Genomic DNA, 20914 nt, shown 5'->3' with positions numbered 1-20914 from the left:
ATTGGCCCTTCCTAAACCGCCGGTTTCTTGCTTTGGATCAGCCCGACGACCTCACCCGGTTCGGCGTGCCGTCGGAGGGCCTTCTTCGAAAAGGTCACGACCTGATCCACCGTCACCTCGAAGACGCCACCGGACGAGGGCAGCATCGTGATCTCGACTGTGGGGAACGCATCCTTGAGCTCAGCCGCCAGCCTGGCGGCTCGGGGTTGGTAATTTCACTGAACGCAGTACTGGATCGAAACGTGCATTCGGAATTTCTCCGATGAGTGGGGTGGCACCGCTCCAGACTATCCTAGCCGCTTGTCAAACCCTATGTAAGTGGCCTATTTATAACGATATGCGCGCTTGGTCCAAGCTCCTAGCAGTGGGCCTCCTGGCGGTAGCGACTGGCGACGCGTCGGCCCAAACGGCCGGGACGCTCGAGATATCTGCCCTCGGTAGTCTGGCACAACAAAACAACGATCCTCGATGGCCCGAGGGGCTTTGGTGCCGGTGCCCGGTTTGGAATCTGGTTGCCGATGCACCTTGAGCTTGAGGACCAGATGGATGTCACGAGCCTGCGCCAGTCGGTCTCCGGAACGAGCCTGCGGTTGGTCCACGCAGCGGGAAGCCTGGTCTACAACATCCCGGTCGGGGCCGGGAGCATCTACCTCCGTGGTGGGTACGGCAAGCTCCGGCCGAATTGTGCGATCGGGGTAGCACCCTACTGCAATGCTCACGGCGCCATCATCGTAGCGGCCGGTTTCCGGTCTCCCGTAGCCAGGGCCCTGCAACTGCGGGCCGAGGGGATGATCCGCAACCGATCGGCATACCAATACACCTCATTCGGGACGAGCGTCGGCCTCACTTTTCTGACCTCGAGCGGAGGCCGGAGCAGCCGGGGATCAGGGCCGGATGCCGACGGCGACGGCGTCAGCAATCGCCGGGATCGGTGCGCCGATACGCCCAAGGGCGCCCTGACCGATGGACGCGGTTGCCCATCGGACTTCGACGGCGATGGGGTCTTCAACGGCATCGACCGGTGCCCCACCACCCCGAAAGGCACGTCGGTCGACCCGATCGGATGCCCCGTCCAGAAACCCGACTGACCCTGGCGACCGGCGGGACGGGACGGCTTGAGTAGACCACGCGTCCCCAGATACCCTTCCACAGTCTCCGCGAGGGTGGGCGTCATGGGTCGATCAGCAGCGCTCGGAATCTTGGTGGTCGCGGCCTGGGTGGCGCCGGCCGCGGGCCAGCGCCCGGCACCCGCCGGTGAATGGCAGCTGCCGGGCCACGACTACGCCTCGACCCGACACAGTTCGCTAGTTCAACTCACTCCCCAGAACGTGGCCGGCCTCAAGGCCGCCTGGTCGTTCAGCACCGGTCTTCTCGGAGCGCACGAGGGAAGCCCGCTGGTGGTCGGCTCGGTCATGTATCTCCATTCGCCGTTTCCGAATGCGGTGTTCGCCCTCGACCTCGGCAAACCGGGGGCTCCCGTGCTGTGGAGTTACGCGGTGCCTGCCGCCGTGGCCCGGGCCATCCCTCCCACCGGATGTTGTGACGCCGGCAGCCGGGGCCTGGCATACCACCCGAGCGGCAAGCTCTTCGTGCCGCTGCTCCACGGCGAGTTGGCGGCCCTCGACGCCAAGACGGGCAAAGAGATTTGGCGGCTCAAGAACGCCGACGGCCGGCTCGGAGCCACGATGGCGGCGGCGCCACTCGTCGTCAAGGACCTGGTCATCGTCGGAACCGGCGGGGCGGAGTTCGGGGTTCGCGGGACGCTGACGGCTTATTTGGCGGCGACCGGCAAACTGGCATGGCGCGCCTATCATACCGGACCCGATGCCGACGTGCTGATCGACGGCGAGCCTAACGTGCAGTATCCGTCCCACCGGGGTCGGGATCTCGGCGTTTCCAGTTGGCCCGGCAATGAATGGACCCGGGGCGGCGCGACGGCCTCCGGGTGGATCTCGTACGATCCCGACCTCGACCTGATTTTCTACGGCACCGACCACCCCGGGGCGTACAACGCCTCCATCCGGGCCGGTGACAACAAGTGGAGCTCCACGATCTTTGCCCGCGAAGCCACGACCGGCAAGGTCCGGTGGGCGTATCAGGTCACCCCGCACGATCAATGGGGGTACGACGCGTCGAATGAAACCATTCTCGCCGATCTGACCCTGGCGGGGAAACCGGTCAAGGCCCTAGTGCACTTCGACCGGAACGGGTTTGCCTATACCATCGATCGGGCGATCGGCCGGGTGCTGTTGGCCGAGCGGTTCGGTCCGGCCAACTGGACCTCTCGCATCGACTTGGGCACCGGGCAACCGGTGGTGGACCCACGGTATGTCCAGAAGGCTGGGATCACGGCCGGCATCTGCCCCGCGGCGGTCGGGACCAAGGGTCAGAATCCCGCGAGCTATTCTCCGGCCGCCGGGTTGTTCTTCGTTCCGGTGGGCAATCTCTGCATGGATCTCACGCCAACTCCCGTGACCTTCACGCCCGGCAAACCCTACCTCGGGGCGACCATCAAGATGGTCTCCGCCCCCGGACCGAATCGGGGCCGGGTGATTGCCTGGAACGCCGCCACGGGGTCGGTGGCCTGGCAGGCCCAGGAGACGTACCCCGTCACCGGGGGGATTCTCAGCACGGCGAGCGGTCTGGTTTTCTACGGGACGATGGACGGGTGGTTCAAAGCGGTCGACGGGAAAACCGGGGTCGAGTTGTGGCGGTTCAAGACGCCCTCGGGCATCGTGAGCGGTCCGATCAGTTACCTCGGCCCCGATGGCAAACAATATGTGGCGATCCTGGCCGGCCTCGGCGGATGGATCGGGTTGGGAGCGAACGGGGCATTTCCGAAAATGGCGAACATCAGCAACCCCGGTGGGACCCTGATCGTGTTCAGTCTGTGACAAGGTCCGGGCGAGTCGGGTTCCTCATCCTGCTGGCCGGCTGCGGCGGCAGATTACCGACGACCCAAGCGAGACAGCCGGAACACGTCCGCCAGCCCGGCGCCTTCCGGGATTGGCCGGTCGGTGAAAGTTCCGGTGTCATTGCTAGCCGGACAATGCCAGGCCGGTTCTGGACCCTGAACGATTCCGGGAACGCGCCCAGCCTGTTCTCGTTCGATTCGACCGGCGACAGGATCGGCTTTGTCGATTTGGTGGGCGGAACGAACGTCGACTGGGAGGCGATCTCGGCCGGTGCCTGCGGGGCGTCCTGGTGCCTGTATGTCGCGGACATCGGCGACAACAGCACGGTGCGGCCTTCGGTCACGATCTATCGAACCGTCGAGCCCGACCAGCGCGGCCTCGCAGCCCACCGGGCCACCGTGCTCGACTCGCTGGTGGTTCGATACCCCGACGGACCCCGCGACGCCGAGGCGCTCGTGGTCACGGATAGCGGCGATGTCGCCATCATCACCAAGGGCCGGGAGTCAGTAGTCACGGCGTTCTGGATTCCGGCGTCGGCCTGGGCGAGCAGCCAGGCGGTGGCGCAACCGATTTGGACCGTGCCAATCACCCCGAGCATTGTCGACACTCGGTTGGTGACCGACGCCGCCCTTTCCGCCGACGCCGCGACGCTGGCGGTGCGGACCTACCGGGCGATCTATCTGTTTACGCGGACCCCGCAGTCGCGTTGGCTACCCGACCGGCCGGCCGGGGTGTGCGAGATCGGCGGTTTGGAGCCCCAGGGCGAAGGGATCGCCTGGGCGTCACCCACGACACTGGTGCTGACGAGTGAGATCTTGGTTCGATCGCCGGCACCGATCACGTTCCTCGAATGCCCGTCGCGCTGAAACGTTCCCTCTGGTGGGTCCTCGTCCCGGCCATGGTCGCGCTATTCCTGATGCTCGATCGGCCGCGGACGACCAAACCGGCCCACCAAGCGGAGTGGCTCGACGCCGCCGGCGTCCCGCTCCGTACACTGCGAGCGGGCGGCGGTGACACGACCCTGTTCCTGATTCACGGGTTTGGGGAGTCCTTGTTCACCTGGAGGGCCATCGTGGACCCGCTCGCCACCCACTATCGGGTCGTGGCGATCGATCTCCCCGGCTTCGGCGGTAGCGGCAAGCCGGATGGGCCGTACGTAGTTGACTCGATGACCGCCCGGTTGAGCGGATTCCTCGACCGCTGGATCCTGGGACCGGTGATCGTCGTGGGGCACTCGATGGGGGGCCAGTTGGCCGCCTCGCTCGCCCTCAGCCGACCCGACCGGATTGCCGCGGCTGTTCTGATCGCACCAGCGGGCTTTGGGCTCGGCTTGGCCGGAATCGCGGATACAATCAGCCCCGAGAAAGCCGCCGCGATTGGGTGGTACCTCGCCAGCCGGGCCATGCTGCTGCCCGAGCATGACGCGGAATGGATCGGGGAACCCGATTCCGCCGCCGCGTACTCCCTGATGACCGATCCGAATTACCGGCGGGCGGCGACCCGAATCCTGGATGACTTCGACTTCCGGTCGCTTCGAACCAGGTTTGCGGAGATCCGGCAGCCGGTCTTGTTGATCTGGGGTACCCTCGACCCGGTGATCCCGTACCCATTGGCCGACAGCGTCCGAGCCCTCCTACCCTGCGGTCGGCTCGCCGCCCTTTCCGGGGCTCTCCATCGCCCGCAAGTTGAGATACCTGATACGGTTACGTCATTGATCCTCAATTTCTCCAGGCACCCCAGTTGCGCCTGAGCCGCACCCCGCTAGTATTTCCTGGTCGCAACTACTAATTTCGCGCCGTTTTCGCTCCACCTAGACCCATTCCGCGCGGGAGCGTCTTCTGGAACTTCCTACCCACCATCGAGTCCCTCTCGGCTGGCTGCTGCAGCACGGGAATGAGACGGTCAAACTCCTCTCGTACCAAGAGTTTGCACCTCCAGCGACGGCTACGGCCGAGGTCCTTGAGGCCCTGACACTGTCCGTCCAAAACACCAAGACCGTCCAAGCCTTGGTCAAGAAACAAAAGGACACCGGCCTCTGGGGCGCCAACCTGTTGGCCCTAGCTCCGTCGGCAAAGGACGGCATCAAGGACATCGGAACGCTGGCGCAGCACCGCCGGCTGATGCAACTCGGCTACCCCAAGACCGGTCGGCCGTTCAAACTGTCGGAACGGATCTTCTTCCGGCTGCTGTCGCGGGATGACGATCCGGCCCTGCTGTTCGAGAACTCCAAGTTCCTGAAAGAGGGCCCGGCCGCGGTCGAAGCGATCCGGGAGCAATACCGGGAAGCGGCAACCGCAGCGTTGGCCGAGGTCGGCTATCAGGAAGACCCCCGGATCCGGGGCGCGGCCCATAAGGTGGCTTCGAACGTCTCTCAGTTCCTGCGAAGCCCGTTGGCCGACAAGCCGTTTGTCAAATCAGCCGGCAAGGTCATTCTCTCGCCCGAGGCTCACCCCCCGACCTGGTATTCCGTCGCGATGATTGCCGCCCTGCCCAATCTTCAGCGGGAACGGGCCGGCTTCACGGAGCGGCTGGGACAGTATTTGGCTGAATCCGCGCCCAAAAAGGCATTTGCACTGATGGTCGGAAAGAAGACGGTCAAGTCGGACCACCTCCTCCTCGGCGACCCGATCGAGGCCGACAGCAAGGGCAACGCCAAGGACATTCCGCTCGCGCTCTACACAATTGAGTTGCTGGCCCGGCTTGGCGCGCTCCACACGGCTCCGGTCGCGACCAAGGTGCTGACCCGATTGTTGTCCGAGTGCGATCAACACGGGGTGTGGCAGCCGAAGAAGCTCAAAGCCCAACCGAAACCGACTCACAAGATCACCTATCACTGGTATCCGTTGCATCCGGAGGCCAAGGAGCCCGAATCCCGGTCGGTCGACATCACGTTCCGGATCGCCTTGATCGCCAAGCTGCTCGGTTGGCAGCTCGATACCGTCTGACGAACCAATGGCTTCGCTCGACCTCACCGGATTCGGATTTACCCCGACCGAGAGCCTGGTCTACGAGACGTTGATCCGCGGGGGGCCGGGAACGGGCTACGCCATTGCCCGATCGGCCGGCCTGGCCCGGGCCAATGCCTACAGCGCATTGGAGGGGTTAGTACAAAAGGGCGCCGCCCGAGCCGAGGAAGGGCGGCCAAAGCGATATCGGCCCGAACCGCCGGCCACCCTGGTGGCCCGAATCATCGATTCGCAGGGGCAATCGCTGGAGACGCTCTCCGCGGTGCTGGCGGGGATTTCGGTTCCGCCCAGTCCGACGTTGGTGGAACTCAACTCGGCTCGAGGGGCGCTCCAACTGCTCTCCCATGAAATTGCCCGGGCTCAACAGAGTGTTGCCCTGGTGATTCCCGCCGACGGCTACCCCGCCCTCGTGCCGGCGCTTCGGAAGGCCAGTGCCACCGGCGTCGGGATCGTGTTGTTGGCGCCGGCCCCGGTCGAGCTTCCGTTTGCCAGCGTCGAGCTGATCCGTGAAGGCACGGCCTGGCCGGGCGAGCCGATCCTGTTCGTCGTCGACGACCGGGGAGCGATCATCGCGGGCCGGACCGGCGATCAGGTCGGCGGGCACTGGGGCACCGACCCGGTGTTCATCGCCGCCGCTCGAACCATCATCCAGTCGTTTCGATCCCCGCAGTGAGCGGCGCGGCCTAGTTCTTCGGGGAACTCCGGCGCGAATATCTCGCGGAGGCGATGGATCGTCGCGAATCCTCTGCCGGATCCGGCTGGGGGGCGCCCACCTCGAGGCCGCCATCTCGGACCTGGCGGCGATTTTCGATCAGGGCGCCGCGGCGCTCGGTCTTCCGCAAATGGGGCAACCCAAGCCTCGAGCCTTTGGATGGCAAGCCCTTCTTCTCGGAGAATCGGGTGACCTCGCCGACCATGTCGAGACCACCTTGGCCGATGCCCAGTATGCGGTCCAGCGAAAGCCGCTCAGCTTGGCGCCTATGGACATCCCGGTGTCCGCCCGACCCGACGTGGCCGTGATCCTGGGTGGCACCGAAGCGGATTTCGCCTCGGTCATCAGTGCCTGGGCGTCCCCCGGACCGGCGCGGCCGCCTTCGGTGGTGTTGGTTGCCACCCCCTCGTCGGTCGATCCGGTCGCCAGGATGGGGGGGACGAAGAGTTCGGCATCTTGGTTCGCCGGTGCCAGGTGGAGGACGCCACCCGGGTGGCCGAGAAAGTCCGGGCGGCTGTCAGCGGCAATCCGTGCCCGATCGGGGGTTCGTCGGTCACGGTTTGGTTGAGTGCCGGGGTGGCCTGCTCCCCGGACCATGGCACCACTGCGGCAGAAATCTTCAGGGCGCGATCAATTCGTCGTGGCCAGCTAGTGCGGGTAGCTCACCGACAACGGCGTCACGTCCCGGGGGTTATCGTCTCCAAAGAGTAGCCGCCCCTCCTTGAACGACGCGCCCCGGAGCGTCAACGCCAACACCTCACCGAGCTCGGTGACCGGGTGGATCGTCACTTTCTTTCGGATTTCCTCGGGCAAATCCACCAAGTCGGCTTCGTTGTCCTTCGGGATGATGACGGTGAAGATACCGGCGCGGGTGGCCCCGAGAATCTTCTCCTTGAGCCCGCCGATCGGCAGCACGCGCCCCCGGAGGGTGATTTCGCCGGTCATCGCGATATCGTGTCGGGCCGGCCGCCCCGACAAGGCGGATACCAGGGCCGTGGCCATGGTGATCCCGGCGGACGGACCGTCCTTTGGAATCGCTCCCGCGGGGACGTGGATGTGGAGGTCGCGATCGAACATCTCATCGGGGATCCGAAGCCCCGCCGCATGGGACCGTGAATAGGTCCACGCCGCTCGCGCGGATTCCTTCATGATGTCGCCAAGCTGTCCGGTCAGCACCAGTTCGCCCTTGCCCCGCATCGTTGAGGCTTCCACGAACATGATGTCACCCCCGACCGGAGTGTAGTACATCCCGGTGGCGACGCCGACCTGATCTTCGCCGGCCATCTTCTCGGGGTGAACCCGGGGCCGGCCGAGGCAGTCATCGACCATTTCCTTGGTCACGACCACGGGGCCGACAATGTCACCCGCGGCGATTTTCCGGGCCACCTTGCGTGAGAACTTGCCGATCTCGCGTTCCAGTTGGCGGACACCGGACTCCCTGGTGTATTCACTAATGACGTCCTTCAGGGCTTCGTCGGCGACGGTCACGTTCTTGCCGGCCAGGCCATTCTCTTCGAGCTGCCGGGGAATCAGGTACTTCTGCGCGATGATTCGCTTCTCGCCCTCCGTGTATCCCGAGAACTCCACGCTCTCCATTCGGTCGAGCAACGGGCCCGGAATGTTCTGGACAAAATTCGCGGTGCAGATGAAGAGGACTTCGGACAAGTCGAACGGGACCCCAAGATAATGGTCGACGAAGCTGTCATTCTGCGCCGGATCGAGGACCTCGAGCAGGGCCGAGGCCGGGTCGCCTTGAAAGGAGACGCCAAGCTTGTCGACTTCATCAAGCAGGAAGACCGGATTCTTGGTTCCCGCCTGTTTGAGGCCCTGGATGATCCGGCCGGGCATCGCGCCGATGTAGGTCCGGCGGTGACCGCGAATGTCGGCTTCGTCCCGGGCGCCACCCAGCGAGATCCGGACGTATTTTCGGCCCATCGACCGGGCAATCGACTTCGCCACGGAGGTCTTGCCAACGCCGGGAGGTCCGATGAACAGCAAGATGGGCCCGCGGGCTTTGTCGTCGGTGTTGCCGGCGGCGGCGGTTTTGGGGGCTAGTTTTGCCGGCTCGAACTCACCAGTCATCGTGACACCAGTCGACTCGGCCTCGTCGAGCTTCACCTCGCGGGCGGCCGCCTCAGCGGTCGAGGCTTGCTCTTCGGCTTGTTTGAGTTGGCGAACCGCGAGAAACTCGAGGACCCGGTCTTTCACGTCGCCAAGGGCGTAGTGGTCGGCCTCGAGAATATCAGCCGCGGCCTTGAGGTCGAGGTGTTCCTCGGTCCGGTTACTCCAAGGCAACTCCGACACCGTCTCCAGGTAGTTCCGAATCACCTGGGTCTCCATTGACTCGCGGCCGATCCGTTGCAGGCGGGCGAGTTCCCGATCAACCTCCTTGCGGGCCTCCGGCGGCAACTCGAGGGCGAGCAACTTGGTCCGGAGTTCCTCGAGTTCATCGGCTTCGTCTTCTTCGCCGAGTTCCTTGCGGATCTGCTTCAGCTGTTCGCGGAGGACCATTTCCCGTTGCCGCTCGCCCAGCTCTTCCTGGACCTGCGACTTGATCTCCTCCTGGGCGTCGAGCACGGTGATCTGGCGTTGGACCTGAACCAGCACCCGGCGGAGCCGCTCTTCGACTGAGAGGGTCTCGAGGAGGGCTTGGCGCTGGGTGGTTGGGACATCGATGTAGCCGGCCACCAAGTCGGCAAACCGGCCCGGCTCGTTGGTGCTCGAAAGCACCTGCTGAACGACTTCCTCGGGGAGCCCGGACTTGTGGCCCAACTCGGCGGCCCGCTGGCGAACCTCCCGGTAGAGGCCGACGAAGGCGGGGTCTTCGGGATTGAGCGGCGCCAACTCCTCGGAATCGACGGCAATAGCCTCGAGGGCGCCATCGCGGTCGGTCAGGTGGAGGGCAATCGCCCGCCGTTCGCCTTGCAGGAGCACCTGCATGCCCGAGAGCCCGCGCTGCACTTGGACGATCCGCGCGATCGTTCCGATGGTGTACAGCCCTTCGGTGTTCACCTGCTCGGTGTTTTCGCGCTGGCACAGGGTCAGAATCAATTTGTCCGGCGTGGCCATCGCTGCTTCAATGGCCCGGACGGTGCCGGGTCGGCCGGCGCCGATCGGGGTGGTTACTCCGGGAAAGAGCACCAGTTCTCGCAGGGGGAGAACTGGAATGGTGATTCGGTCGGTCATGGGGTCCTCAGGTTCGGCACGCGGGGCTCGGCACTCGGCGCTCGGGAGGGATAGGAGCGAGCGCTGTGCCACGGCGACTGGGGCGGGTGGTATCGTGTTGGGAGGGATTGATTTAGCGCGGAATATCGGGGTCCGGGACGGGGGTTTGGCGTGGTATGAACCCTGCCTATCCGTGTCGGATCGACTCCCGGATGTGCCAGTTTGGCGGGCGGCGGCGTGGGGCAAAGGGTTGTGCCCTGGGACTCCTGTAGCGAAATTGGTAAGCTGTTGCGGCAACAACGTTTCGACGACGGGAACGCGCTCGCTGGAATGACTGAACCCAATGATCCCCACGGCCGCCCTCTTCCCCAACGGCTAAAAGAAGCCTTAGGCGAAGCCTATACGATTGAGGGAGAAATCGGACGGGGTGGAATGGGTGTGGTGTACCGAGCCCGCGACGAACGCCTTCAGCGTCGGGTCGCCATCAAGGTGCTGCCGCCTGAACTCGCCTACCAGAAAGACATCCGCGAGCGGTTTACCCGCGAGGCCCAGACTGCAGCCCGGCTCTCGCATCCCAACATCGTGCCGATTCATGACGTCGGCAACGGCGCGGGGTTGGTGTATTTCGTGATGGGCTACGTCGAGGGAGAATCGCTCGGCGGACGGATCAAGCGGCGCGGCAAGCTCCCGCCGGACGAAGCGCGCCGGATCATGAAGGAAACGGCCGACGCGTTATCCGCCGCCCACAGCCTTTCGATCATTCATCGCGACATCAAGCCGGATAACATCCTCCTCGAAGGCACTCGAGGCCGGGTGATGGTGACGGACTTCGGGATCGCGAAGGCCCTGTCCGGCACCTCGGGCGCGACGCTTACCGGCGTTGGCGTCGCGATCGGCACGCCCCAGTTCATGAGCCCCGAGCAGGCCGCGGGCGAGCGAGAGATCGACGGACGTTCCGACCTCTACAGCCTGGGGGTGGTGACGTACCTGATGTTGACCGGCGAATTGCCGTTCAACGCGCCGACGGTGGCGGGCATCCTCATGAAGCAAATTACCGAACCGGCCCCGGTACTGCACTTGACCCGCCCCGACATTCCCGAGGATTTATCGCTGGCCGTAGCCCGGTGTCTCGAGAAAGACCCTGAGAATCGGTGGCCCACGGCCGATGGCCTGCGACGAGGGCTGGAGAGCCGGACGGTTGGATCCTATCGTCCCACTGCCACCGGGGTGCGGGCGGCGCCGGCGCCCCGAAACCCGGATTCAACCGGGACCCGCCCGCGAACGTTGGCGGCCGACCGGGCGAGAGCTCGCGGGCTGGCGGCCCCGCCGGCACCTCGGGCACCCCGAGCTCCGATGGCACCCCGCCTGGGGGCGCCGTCGCGTTCGGCCTCGTTGGCCGGAGGGCAGTGGGTCCGGAACGACCGCGGTGAGTGGGTCCGAACCGACGATGAGTCGCCGCCGATGCACGATACCGGCGAGCCGAGGATTGTCCAGAAAGTCCGCGATCAGTTTGCGCGGTGGGCTGCGGTGAGTGGCGGTTGCCTGCTGCTCAATATTGCAACCGGGCTCGACGGACCGTGGTTCCTGTTCGTCGCGGGCGGGATGGGGATCCCGCTCCTCAAGAGCTACGCCCAACTCTGGCAGGCTGGATACAGCTGGCGGGATGTGTTGAACCGCCCGCCGGCGCATGACGCGATCGAGGCCGGAACGACCAAGGGCAAGGCCCGGGGGGCCCTAACCCCTCCTCGCGAAGCCGAGTACGGGACCTATTTCGAACGGATCAAGCAGGTCCACGGCGACCGGGGCGCGGTTCTCTCGATGATGCAGCGGCTCTCGCCCACCGACCGCGAACTGTTGCCGGATATCGTCCAAACGACCGAAGATCTGTATACCCGCTCGCTCGACCTGGCCAAAACCCTGAACGACTTCGAACAGGGGATGGGCTTCGAAGAGCCGGACAAGATCAAGGCGAGGATGACGGAGTTGGCCGACCAGCCGCAGTCTGAAGAGCGCGACCGGAAGTTCCGGCTCTTGGAGCAGCAGTTCCGGTCCGCCTTTGAGCTCTCGAGCCGCCGCAAAGCCATCGCGGAGCGGTTCGAGTCTACGGTCTTGGCCATTCAGAACGTGCGCTACGACCTGATGCGGGTCCGGACCTCCGGCGTCGGCGGGGTGGTCGGGAATCTGACCCAGGCCACCCAGGCCGCCCGGGCCCTTTCTCGCGACGTCGACCACCTGATCGCGGCAGCGAGCGAGATCAAAGAGGCGACAAGTTGAGCGACGGCTTTGCCGCCAAGGATTATTGGGAACGACGCCTTCGAGATCACTTTAGCCTCGAGGGCGTTGGTTATTTACGGCTGGGCCAGCGGTTCAATGAGTGGATGTACCGGGTCCGCGGTGACGTCTTCGACCGGGTCGTGGCCGATCACGGCCTCGGCACCCCCGGCCAGCAGGTATTAGACGTTGGGCCGGGAACCGGTTTCTACGTCGCTCGGTGGCAGAACCGCGGCGCGACGGTGACCGGAGTCGATTTGGCCCCGGTGGTGGCAAGCACCCTGGCTACCCGGTTTCCGACGGCCCGGTTTCTCCAGGCCGATATCGGAATGCCGCTGGCGCCGCCGCTCTCGGACGAGACCGGGCGGTTCGACGTCGTCAGCGCCTTTGACGTGCTGTTCCATATCGTCGAAGATGCCCTGTATGCCCGGGCCTTGGCCAACATCTCTAGTCTGCTGAAGCCCGGCGGAGTATTCATCTGGTCGGACAATTTCATCCATCGACCGACCACCCGGATTGCGCACCAGGTCAGCCGCTCACTCGAAGACATCACCTCGGCGGTGGACCGCGCCGGATTCACCATCGAGGCCCGGGTTCCGATGTTCATGCTGATGAATTATCCCGCTGACGCCGGGAGGCTGGCCGGATTGGCCTGGACGGCCTTGATGAGTCCCGCCATGGTGAGCAACGCGTTGGGCGGCCTCTTGGGCCGGCTGCTCTACCCAATCGAGCGGCGACTGGTCCGTTCGGCTCAAGAGAGCCCGAGCACGGAGTTGATGATCTGTCGGCGCCGGTAGGTCGCCGTTCGGCGGCTCATCGGCGCCGGGCGGGCGGGGCTTTCGAGAGAAACGGCGCCAGGTTGGAGGGTTCTTTTGCCAAGGCTTCGATTTCAGCGATTTCGATCGGAATCGAGCGCGAGACCCATTCGTGGCCGGTCGGGGTCACGATAATGTCGTCCTCGAAGGCCGCATGGGGTCCGTTAGGGGGAAAGACGCCCTGCTCGATCGTCAGGGCCATGCCCGCCTGGAGCGGTTGGGTGTAGTCGCCTTCGTCGTGGACTTCCATCCCGATGAAGTGCCCGATGCCATACCGGTAGTACCGATCGTACCCCCCGGCCTCCTTGAGCATCCGTTCCGCAAGTCGATGGAGTTCCCACCAAGTGATGCCCGGCCGAATCGAGTCGATGACCGTCTTCTGAACGTTGAGCGCGATCTCATAGATCTCGCGTTGTTTGGAGCTCAGCGTCCCGTCCACGGCCACGTTCCGCTGGATATCGGCGGAGAAAAAGTTGAACTCGGCCCCGGTGTCGGTGTGCACCATGTCTCCTGACCGGAGGGTGTCGCCGGAGGACCGGGTCTGATACATGATGAAGCCCTCGGGTACCTCGGCTCGGGGTTTCGGGCCGCCGGGGGGGTAGCGCATCACTTCGGTTGGAAACCCGAGGTCGGCCCCATGGAAGCGGTAGACGAAATCGATGATCTCCATGATCTCGGTTTCCGTCCGGCCGGCCGTGGCGGCCCGGAAGCCTTCCTTGATTCCCTCCCCGGTAATCCAGACCGCCCGCCGAATGCTGGCGAGCGCCAGGGCGTCGTGATACATCCGGATCGGATCGAGCAGATCCGCTGCGTCCCGGAGATCCATTTCCGGCGAGAACCGCCGGAACCGATCGAAGGTGCCCAGGCGTTCCGGCTCCGGCATGCCAAGGCGGAAGAACCGGGGATAGTTGAGATAGAGGGCTTTCCGGCTGTTGCCCCACCGTTGGGCGAGGGCCGCCGGGAGGGGCCAGCGGCGGATCTGGGTGATCCGCCAATCCCGGTAATCGGTCATCGCGACCGACAACTCTTGCTCGAGCTTGGCAAAGGGTCGAATGTCGGCGATCCCGGTGGAGCGACGGACTCCTGCGAGATCCTCGGCGGAGGTATAGAGCACGGCCCAGTCCTCCGCGGGAGTGGCGCCCGGAACCAGCAACAGGGCCGATTCGACACTGGCCAATCCGGCGAGGCCGGTCAGGTACGTGAAGTCGTGATTGTCGCTAGCGGCCACCTGGAATTCCAAGCGCCGAGGCTGGGTCCACTCGACCGAGTAGACCAGCATCGCCCCGTCGGGAATGGCCCGGAGAACCCGAGCCCGACGCTTGGCGAAGATCCGGTTGAGTTCTGCCGGGTCGGGCCGGCTGAAGTCGATCCGGCGGGCGATGGCATCTTCAGTCGCGAAGTCGTAGTCGGCGGGCGGAGCCGACCAGGACTTGGCGGGGCGATGGGAGGGCACGATGAACGCCAGCGCCGTCGCCAGGCCGATGAAGCGGATTCGGGTATGCATTAGAACCGCAGCAGTTCCTCCATCTCACGTTTGATCCGGTCGGCCTGTGGGAGGATCACCTCTTCAAGTTCAGGGGCATACGCCACGAACGTATCGGTGGAGGCCACCCGGCGGACCGGGGCATCGAGGTACCCGAACGTCTCATCGGCGATTCGCGCGGCGATTTCAGCCCCGTAACCCCAGGAGAGCGCATCCTCATACACCACCATGACGCGGTTCGTCTTCTTGACGGACGTATAGATGGTGTCCCAATCGACGGGCGAGAGGCTTCGGAGATCGATGACCTCGACGCTGGTCCCGTGCTCCTCCTCCATGGCCTTGGCGGCGACCAGTGACCGCTGGACCGTGGCGCCGTAGGTGACGACCGTCAGATCGGTTCCTTCCCGAACCACCTTCGCTTTGCCGAAGGGGATCATGAAGTTGGGGCCCGGGTTCGGCGCTTTGTTGTAGGCCTGGCGATAGAGATGCTTGTGCTCGAGGAAGATGACCGGATCTTCGCACCGAATGGCGGTCCGGAGCAGCCCGTTGGCATCGAGGGCCGTGGCCGGACAGATCACTCGAAGGCCAGGCACCGAGGTGAAGACCGACGCCCCGGTCTGCGAGTGGTAGGGTGCGCCGCCCTTGAGGTATCCGCCGTAGGTCACCCGAATGACGACCGGGGCGGGCCAATCATTGTTCGACCGCCATCGGAGGATCGCCAGTTCGTCGCGGATCTGCATGTAGGCGGGCCAGATGTAATCGAAGAACTGGATTTCGACGACCGGCTTCAAGCCCCGCGTGGCGAGCCCGATGGCTCGGCCCACGATGTTGGCCTCGGCGAGAGGCGAGTTGTAGACCCGGTTGCTCCCAAACTCCTTCTGGAGGCCGAAGGTGACCTTGAAGACGCCGCCTTTGCCTTTGACTTGTCCGAGATACTGATCCCGACTGACGTCGGCCACGTCCTCGCCGAACACCACGATCCGGGGATCGCGGCTCATTTCGTCCTTCATGCACCCATTGAGGAGATCGACCATGGTGGTCGGGTCGCCCTGGAACTGGGGATCGTCCTCAGTATCGAATTGCTCCGACGTCGGGTCGACGTCCGGGGAATACACGTAGCGATAGATCGTATCGGTGGCCGGTTGCGGCGAGGCGAGGGCGGTCTGGGTCGCCACCTCCACTTCTTCTTCGACCGCTTGCTTGATTTGCTCGATTTCCTGCTCGGTGGCAATGCCTTGGGCGATCAGGTATTTCGGAAAAGTGAAGACCGGATCGCGATGGGCGTCGTCATCCCGCTCGGAGGTCGGGCGATAAAACACTTCGTCATCGGACAGTGAATGGCTGTAGGGCCGGATCACGTGCGCATGCACCAGGGCCGGACCTTTGCGCTGGCGGGCGTATTCAACGGCTTTCTGCATGACATCATAGGACGCGAGCGGGTCGCAGCCGTCGACCTCTTGAATGAAGAGACCCGGGAATCCGGTCAGGAGTTTCGACACCGAGCCACCGGCGGTGTTGACCTCGACCGGCACCGAAATGGCGTACTTGTTGTCCTCGACGAGGTAGACGATCGGAAGTTTGAGGTTGCAGGCCGTGTTGAGCGATTCCCAGAATTCGCCCTGGCTCGTGGTCCCGTCGCCGGTCGTGACGAGGATGACTTCGTCGGCATTGGTGTGCTGGTCCCGATCGGCAATCGCCTCGTTTTGGCTATACCGGAGCCAGGCCTCGGCGGCCCCGACCGCCTGGAGGAACTGGGTGCCGGTCGGACTCGAGGCACTGACGATATTGAGGTCTTTGTGGCCCCAGTGCGAGGGCATCTGGCGGCCGCCCGAGTTCGGATCGTCCGCCGCGCCGACGGCCGAGAGCAACATCTCGGTCGCGGTCATGCCGAGGCCCAGACAGAGGGCCCGGTCGCGATAGTAGAGGTAGAACCAGTCGTACGAGGGCCGAAACACCTTCGCGGCCGCCGCCAATACCGCTTCATGGCCGGCGCCGGAGATCTGAAAGAAGATCTTGCTTTGGCGCTTGAGCTGAATTTCCTTGTCGTCGATGCGCCGGGAGAGGAGCATCATCTGGTACATATCGAGAAGGTCCGCTTTTTCGAGCTTGGCGGAGGTGCGGGCGCGGTGCGAAGTGCGAGTCGCCATGTCGTTCCAGATTAGGGGCTTGAGAGCCAGATTACCAGAAACCAAGCCGAGGCTCCGGCCCGGGGATTGGAGAACAATTTAGCGCCCGATGGGTGCGGAGGCGAGCGTCCTGGTGCAGGTACCTGCACCGGGTCAGTAGGCCACGGCGGCGCTGTTGCTTCGATTGTGGGAGGCGGCCCGGAGCCGGCCGGTCCGGGGGTCGCGACTGATCCCGACCCACACCCCTTCCCCACCGAATCGGGAGCGCTCCGGGTCGTACTCGCGGTACCCGGATCCGGTTTCATCGAGCACCGTTTTCGGGAACCGGCCCTTCGGAACGGCCACCAGATAGCCGCCATCCTTGAGTGACAGGGTTGGGATGAAGAAGTCCGGCGCGTCGATTGCCTGGTCGACGGTCATGCCGAACACCGCCACGTTCAGGAGGGCTTGGAAGGTACGCTGATGGAGACCCGACCCCATCGAGGCGAAGGCCAGCACCGGTTTGCCCTCCTTCACCAACAGACCGGTTTCGGTCGGATCGGGCAGCGGTTTACCGGGTCCAACCTTCGCGATCGCCGCCTGCTGGTAGGAACCCGGATCTCCGATCGAGATCCCGTCGACATTGATGGCCGTTTTCCCCCAGATCACACAATTGATACTATGGGTGATTGCCGCCATGTTGCCCTCCTCGTCGATGACCACGACATCGTCCGAGTGACTGCCGTTTTTGGCCCACTGGAGTGGTTTGACTCCGTCGGCGATTCTGGGCCAGAGCCGCCGAGCGTGCTCCGGCGTGAGTCGCGAGGCCTCGGAAAAATCGACCCCGGGGTAGAGCGAGGCGCGCATCGACTCCGGGAACAGCGACAGCATCCAGGCGTTGGTGATGTTGGAGGCGTTCCGGAGGGAGACCCCCGATGCCGACCAATGGGGCCCCGCCGCCAGGCCCGCCGCCGCGGCCAAGTGCTGCGCTTCGATGAGATTGAGGCCACCGTAATTCGGGGCCCCAACGGTGTAGATCTGATAATCTCCGACCGTCCCAATGCGGGGCGAGCTCCACGTGACTTGATAGGCCGCGAGGTCGGCCATGGTCATCTTGCCGCCGTCCGCTTGGACCGCCCTGACCAGCTTTTCCCCCCAGGGACCCCGATACAGGTAGTCGGCGCCCCGGGCGGCGACCATCCGGAGCGTCCGGGCCAACGCCGGTTGGCGGAACCGTTCTCCTTCGAGGTACCGGGTGCCGTCGGGTTTCATGAATACGGCGCGAGTAGCCGCCAGGCGTTTCAGATCCGCTTCGCGGGATATGAACTCGCCCGCAAGCTCTTTGGTAACAGGCATCCCCGCCTCGGCGACGTGAATGGCGGGATCGAACATTGAGGCAAACGGGAGTTTACCGAACTTTCGATGGGCGGCTTCCACGCCTTTCATGAAGCCCCCGACGAGCGCGGTACGGCCACTCGGAACGGTCCCCCAGAGCTTGTCTTCCGACAGGGCGAGTTCGCCGGGGATCGAGAGCGGGGCGGTCTCGTCCAGAATGGTGTTCCACCCGGCACTCATGGTACTGGTCTTGCCGGTTTGGGCGTCGTAGTAGACCAGCGACATGATGCCGAAGTAGCTGATCGGAGCCCCGGCGGTCAGCGCCACTTGGGTCAGGGCGGTGGTCAGGGCCGCATCGGCCGCATTGCCGCCGCGTTTGAGGGTCTCCAGTCCGGCCCGGGCGGCAAACCCACCGTAAGCCACCGTGACCGCCCCCCGGGTTCCGGTCGCAACATCGGCCGTCGTCCGGACGGTATTCTGGATCGAGCCCATGAATCGATCGTATTCGGCCTTCGGCCACTTTGCCGGTGACAGCGAGACCGGTTTTCCGCAGGCGATACCCCCGAGCAGAGCGAGCGGGACCAAGCGAATCATCGACCCTCCGAGGGTTACCTAACGATGTCGAGCCGTCGCCACCCCAGTCCGGCAATGGCCGCCGCCACCAGGACCCACAACACCACGGGGTTCAAGAACGGCAGACTGCCCAAAGCCCTAACGACGATGAGGACGAGCCCGACCAACGCCAACGACCCGGCGCCGGCCGCCACACTCCAGCCGATTACCGAGCGGGTTCCCCGACCGGCCTGCCGGGCGGCCAGACCCGCTCCGAGGACCATCACCGCTGGGCAGACCCCGGCCAGCATCAGAAACTCCGAGGTCAACGGAAGGGCGGAGAGGGACACGAAACCGGTGGCCCCGGCTTGGTGGAACCTGATCGTAGCCGCGACCAACGCGGCCGTCACGGCACCGATCATCGCCCCGGCCGCGCCCAGACCCCACGGTCCCCTCGGGGCGCGGACGGCGAGGTTCCGGCCGAGCGCCCCGATTCCGGCGGACAGGGGCATCGTCGCGATGGCGTACGCAATGACCACGCCGGCCCGATCGCTGGCGCCGAGAAGGAACACCGACCCGGCCGCGAAGGCGACGCCGAGGAGCGGTAGCACCACCGCCCCGATCACCATTTGGTTCCAAGTGGCCCGGGTCATGGGGCGCGGTAGACGACCGTGCCGCCGACCACCGTGACCCGAATCTTGGCTTGGTCAATCGCGGCCGCAGGGATAGTCAGGAGATCCCGGTCAATGACCACCAGATCAGCCTTGAATCCCGGCTTCAGTTGGCCGATCCGGCCCTCCCAGTACATCGCATAGGCATTGTCGACCGTATAGGCCCGGAGCGCCTCCGGCATCGAGATCCGCTCATCGGGTACGAACACCTTCCTGCCGTCGATGGTCTCCCGGGTAACAGCCGCCTTGATCCCGAGGATCGGACTGAGCGGCGCCACCGTCCAGTCGGACCCGAACACCAACCGGGCTTTGGCGTCGAGTAGGGAACGAAAGGCGTAGGTGGTCTTGATCCGGACCGGTCCGAGCCGCTTCTCGGCCCAGCGGCCGTCGTCGGCCGCGTGGTAGGGTTGCATCGACGGGATGACGCCCAATTCCGCAAACCGGGGCAGATCGCGAGGCCTCAGGTGTTGGGCATGTTCGATCCGAAACCGCCGGTCCCGGGGTCCGTTCTTGTCGGCGGCCGCTTGGAAGGCGTCGAGCAGTTCGCCGTTGGCCCGGTCGCCGATGCCGTGCACGACCACCTGCAGGCCGGCTGAGTCCGCGCCGGTTACCCACTCATTGAGGGACGGGATCGGAGTCGTAAGCATGCCGCTCGTTCCCGGTTTGTCGGTGAACGGCTCATCGAAGTAGGCGGTAGTCGAGCCAAGTGATCCATCCAGCAGGCCTTTGACACCCGCCACTCGAATCCAGCCATCGCCCGGGCCGTTGGCCCGAAGGGACTCCGCCACCGATCGCCACTCGGCGAGGTTGAGGTAGTGCGACACCCGGAACTTGAGCGTCCCGGCCTGATGGGCCCGCTTGACCGCCGCCACTTCCGGCCAGCTCGTGGAGACGCTCGACATCGCGGTTACACCCAGCGACGCGGCATGACGCCCGGCGCGGGCCAGCGCTGAATCGAGTTGCGACGGACTCGGCGCCGGCATCGCGCCCAACACCGAATTGCCGGCGTTGTCCTTGAGCACCCCGGTCAGCTCACCGTCGGGCCGCCGGACGATCTCGCCCCCAGAAATCTCTTGGATGGACCGGTCTACCTTCGCCATGACGAGCGCGGCCGTGTTGGCGAGGGACATGTGGCCGTCGAGCCGGGAGACGAACACCGGGTTGTTGGGCGTGACCGAATCGATCCAGGCCCGGTCCGGCAGTGGGGTGCCGGGCCAGAGCTCGTGGTCCCAGTCTCCGCCGGTGATCCACTCGCCGGGCTTCAGGGTGGCCGCAAAGGCCTTGATTCGGCGGGTAAACTCCGCCGGGGTCGCCGCGTCACGCAGGTCAACGCTGGCCAACTGGAACCCGCCGGCAAACAGGTGGACATGGTCGTCGATGAACCCCGGCATCACCAAGCCGGAACCGGCCTCGATCCGTTCGGTGTTCGAACCCGCCAGTGTGAGCACCGTAGCGCTGTCGCCGACGGCAACGATCGAATCGCCGGCCAGCGCGATGGCTTGGGCCTCCGGATTCGCCGCATCGCCGGTCCACACTTTTCCCACCACGATCCGATCGACCCCGGGCCGAGGGGCGCAGCCGGCGAGGAGAAGACTGAGTCCGACGAGGGATCGGGTCATGGACGGAGTTTCGTCAGGCGGCGGAGGGCTTCCAACTTTTCGAGGGCACTTCCGCCGGACTTGTTCGCGGCGGGGGCCACCGAGAAGAGGTCTCGGATGTCGAGGAGAATCTCCAGGGTCAACTGATCGCGAACGTAGGCACAGTCGAGATCGGCCATGCGATCGTTATTATCGGTGGTCTTGGCCCGATCGAAGGACTCGCGATAGATGGATTCCAGGTTGCCAAGGATCTGGTCTCGAGGGCGCATGGGCTCGGGGATTGAGGGGGGCGATTAGGATTAGGGAAGATAGTCTCGGCACTCGGC

At 64.8% G+C, this 20914-nt stretch carries 17 protein-coding genes; 9 read left to right on the top strand and 8 right to left on the bottom strand.

The window, feature by feature from the left end; genetic code table 11:
* Positions 1–11: 11 nt before the first annotated feature.
* Positions 12–248, bottom strand: a complete 237-nt coding sequence (locus EXR94_06570; GenBank protein MSR02388.1) for a SelT/SelW/SelH family protein — start codon at positions 246–248, stop codon at positions 12–14.
* A 270-nt stretch (positions 249–518) separates the two neighbouring features.
* Between EXR94_06570 and EXR94_06565 the strand changes: the two genes are divergently transcribed.
* The 7 genes from EXR94_06565 (at position 519) to EXR94_06535 (ending at position 7304) form a co-directional block, all read left to right on the top strand.
* Complete coding sequence (locus EXR94_06565) at positions 519–1088, top strand: hypothetical protein (protein MSR02387.1); 570 nt, start codon at positions 519–521, stop codon at positions 1086–1088.
* An 84-nt stretch (positions 1089–1172) separates the two neighbouring features.
* Positions 1173–2894, top strand: a complete 1722-nt coding sequence (locus EXR94_06560; protein MSR02386.1) for a PQQ-dependent dehydrogenase, methanol/ethanol family — start codon at positions 1173–1175, stop codon at positions 2892–2894.
* 155 nt (positions 2895–3049) lie between these two features.
* Positions 3050–3781, top strand: coding sequence for a hypothetical protein (locus tag EXR94_06555; GenBank protein ID MSR02385.1), 732 nt, complete (start codon positions 3050–3052; stop codon positions 3779–3781).
* Complete coding sequence (locus tag EXR94_06550) at positions 3766–4665, top strand: alpha/beta fold hydrolase (protein MSR02384.1); 900 nt, start codon at positions 3766–3768, stop codon at positions 4663–4665. Before EXR94_06555 ends, EXR94_06550 begins: the two co-directional genes overlap by 16 nt.
* Before the next feature lie 256 nt (positions 4666–4921).
* Positions 4922–5860: a hypothetical protein gene (locus EXR94_06545; GenBank protein MSR02383.1), complete on the top strand. Its 939-nt coding sequence runs from the start codon at positions 4922–4924 to the stop codon at positions 5858–5860.
* 7 nt (positions 5861–5867) lie between these two features.
* A complete protein-coding gene (locus EXR94_06540; GenBank protein ID MSR02382.1) occupies positions 5868–6554 on the top strand; it encodes a TrmB family transcriptional regulator in 687 nt (228 codons plus the stop codon).
* 390 nt (positions 6555–6944) lie between these two features.
* Positions 6945–7304, top strand: a complete 360-nt coding sequence (locus EXR94_06535) for a diguanylate cyclase (GenBank protein ID MSR02381.1) — start codon at positions 6945–6947, stop codon at positions 7302–7304.
* On the opposite strand, the gene lon is transcribed toward EXR94_06535, so the two are convergent.
* Positions 7242–9779: an endopeptidase La gene (lon, locus tag EXR94_06530; GenBank protein ID MSR02380.1), complete on the bottom strand. Its 2538-nt coding sequence runs from the start codon at positions 9777–9779 to the stop codon at positions 7242–7244. The genes EXR94_06535 and lon overlap by 63 nt on opposite strands.
* Before the next feature lie 309 nt (positions 9780–10088).
* Between lon and EXR94_06525 the strand changes: the two genes are divergently transcribed.
* Entirely contained in the window at positions 10089–12032 is a 1944-nt protein-coding gene (locus EXR94_06525) for a serine/threonine protein kinase (protein ID MSR02379.1), read from the top strand.
* On the top strand, positions 12029–12826 hold the full coding sequence (locus EXR94_06520; protein MSR02378.1) for a class I SAM-dependent methyltransferase: 798 nt from the start codon (positions 12029–12031) through the stop codon (positions 12824–12826). The genes EXR94_06525 and EXR94_06520 overlap by 4 nt, the downstream gene beginning before the upstream one ends.
* A gap of 16 nt (positions 12827–12842) precedes the next feature.
* Here EXR94_06520 and EXR94_06515 read toward each other — a convergent pair whose 3' ends face one another.
* The 6 genes from EXR94_06515 to EXR94_06490 all read right to left on the bottom strand — a co-directional run bounded on the left by EXR94_06515 (position 12843) and on the right by EXR94_06490 (position 20857).
* Positions 12843–14348, bottom strand: a complete 1506-nt coding sequence (locus tag EXR94_06515) for a M24 family metallopeptidase (GenBank protein MSR02377.1) — start codon at positions 14346–14348, stop codon at positions 12843–12845.
* Positions 14348–16474 (bottom strand): dehydrogenase, encoded by a 2127-nt coding sequence (locus tag EXR94_06510; GenBank protein MSR02376.1) that lies wholly within the window; start codon positions 16472–16474, stop codon positions 14348–14350. Before EXR94_06510 ends, EXR94_06515 begins: the two co-directional genes overlap by 1 nt.
* Before the next feature lie 132 nt (positions 16475–16606).
* Positions 16607–18361: a hypothetical protein gene (locus tag EXR94_06505; GenBank protein ID MSR02375.1), complete on the bottom strand. Its 1755-nt coding sequence runs from the start codon at positions 18359–18361 to the stop codon at positions 16607–16609.
* 14 nt (positions 18362–18375) lie between these two features.
* Positions 18376–18972 carry a hypothetical protein gene (locus EXR94_06500; GenBank protein ID MSR02374.1) on the bottom strand — a complete coding sequence of 199 codons (597 nt, stop codon included), beginning with the start codon at positions 18970–18972 and terminating at the stop codon, positions 18376–18378.
* Positions 18969–20609: an amidohydrolase gene (locus EXR94_06495; protein MSR02373.1), complete on the bottom strand. Its 1641-nt coding sequence runs from the start codon at positions 20607–20609 to the stop codon at positions 18969–18971. Before EXR94_06495 ends, EXR94_06500 begins: the two co-directional genes overlap by 4 nt.
* A complete protein-coding gene (locus EXR94_06490; GenBank protein ID MSR02372.1) occupies positions 20606–20857 on the bottom strand; it encodes a hypothetical protein in 252 nt (83 codons plus the stop codon). Before EXR94_06490 ends, EXR94_06495 begins: the two co-directional genes overlap by 4 nt.
* Positions 20858–20914 lie beyond the last annotated feature (57 nt).

It is taken from the genome of Gemmatimonadota bacterium (assembly GCA_009692115.1).
Lineage (GTDB): Bacteria > Gemmatimonadota > Gemmatimonadetes > Gemmatimonadales > GWC2-71-9 > SHZU01.
Note: the sequence above shows the minus strand (reverse complement) of the source record. Positions and strands in the feature narration are given on the sequence as shown.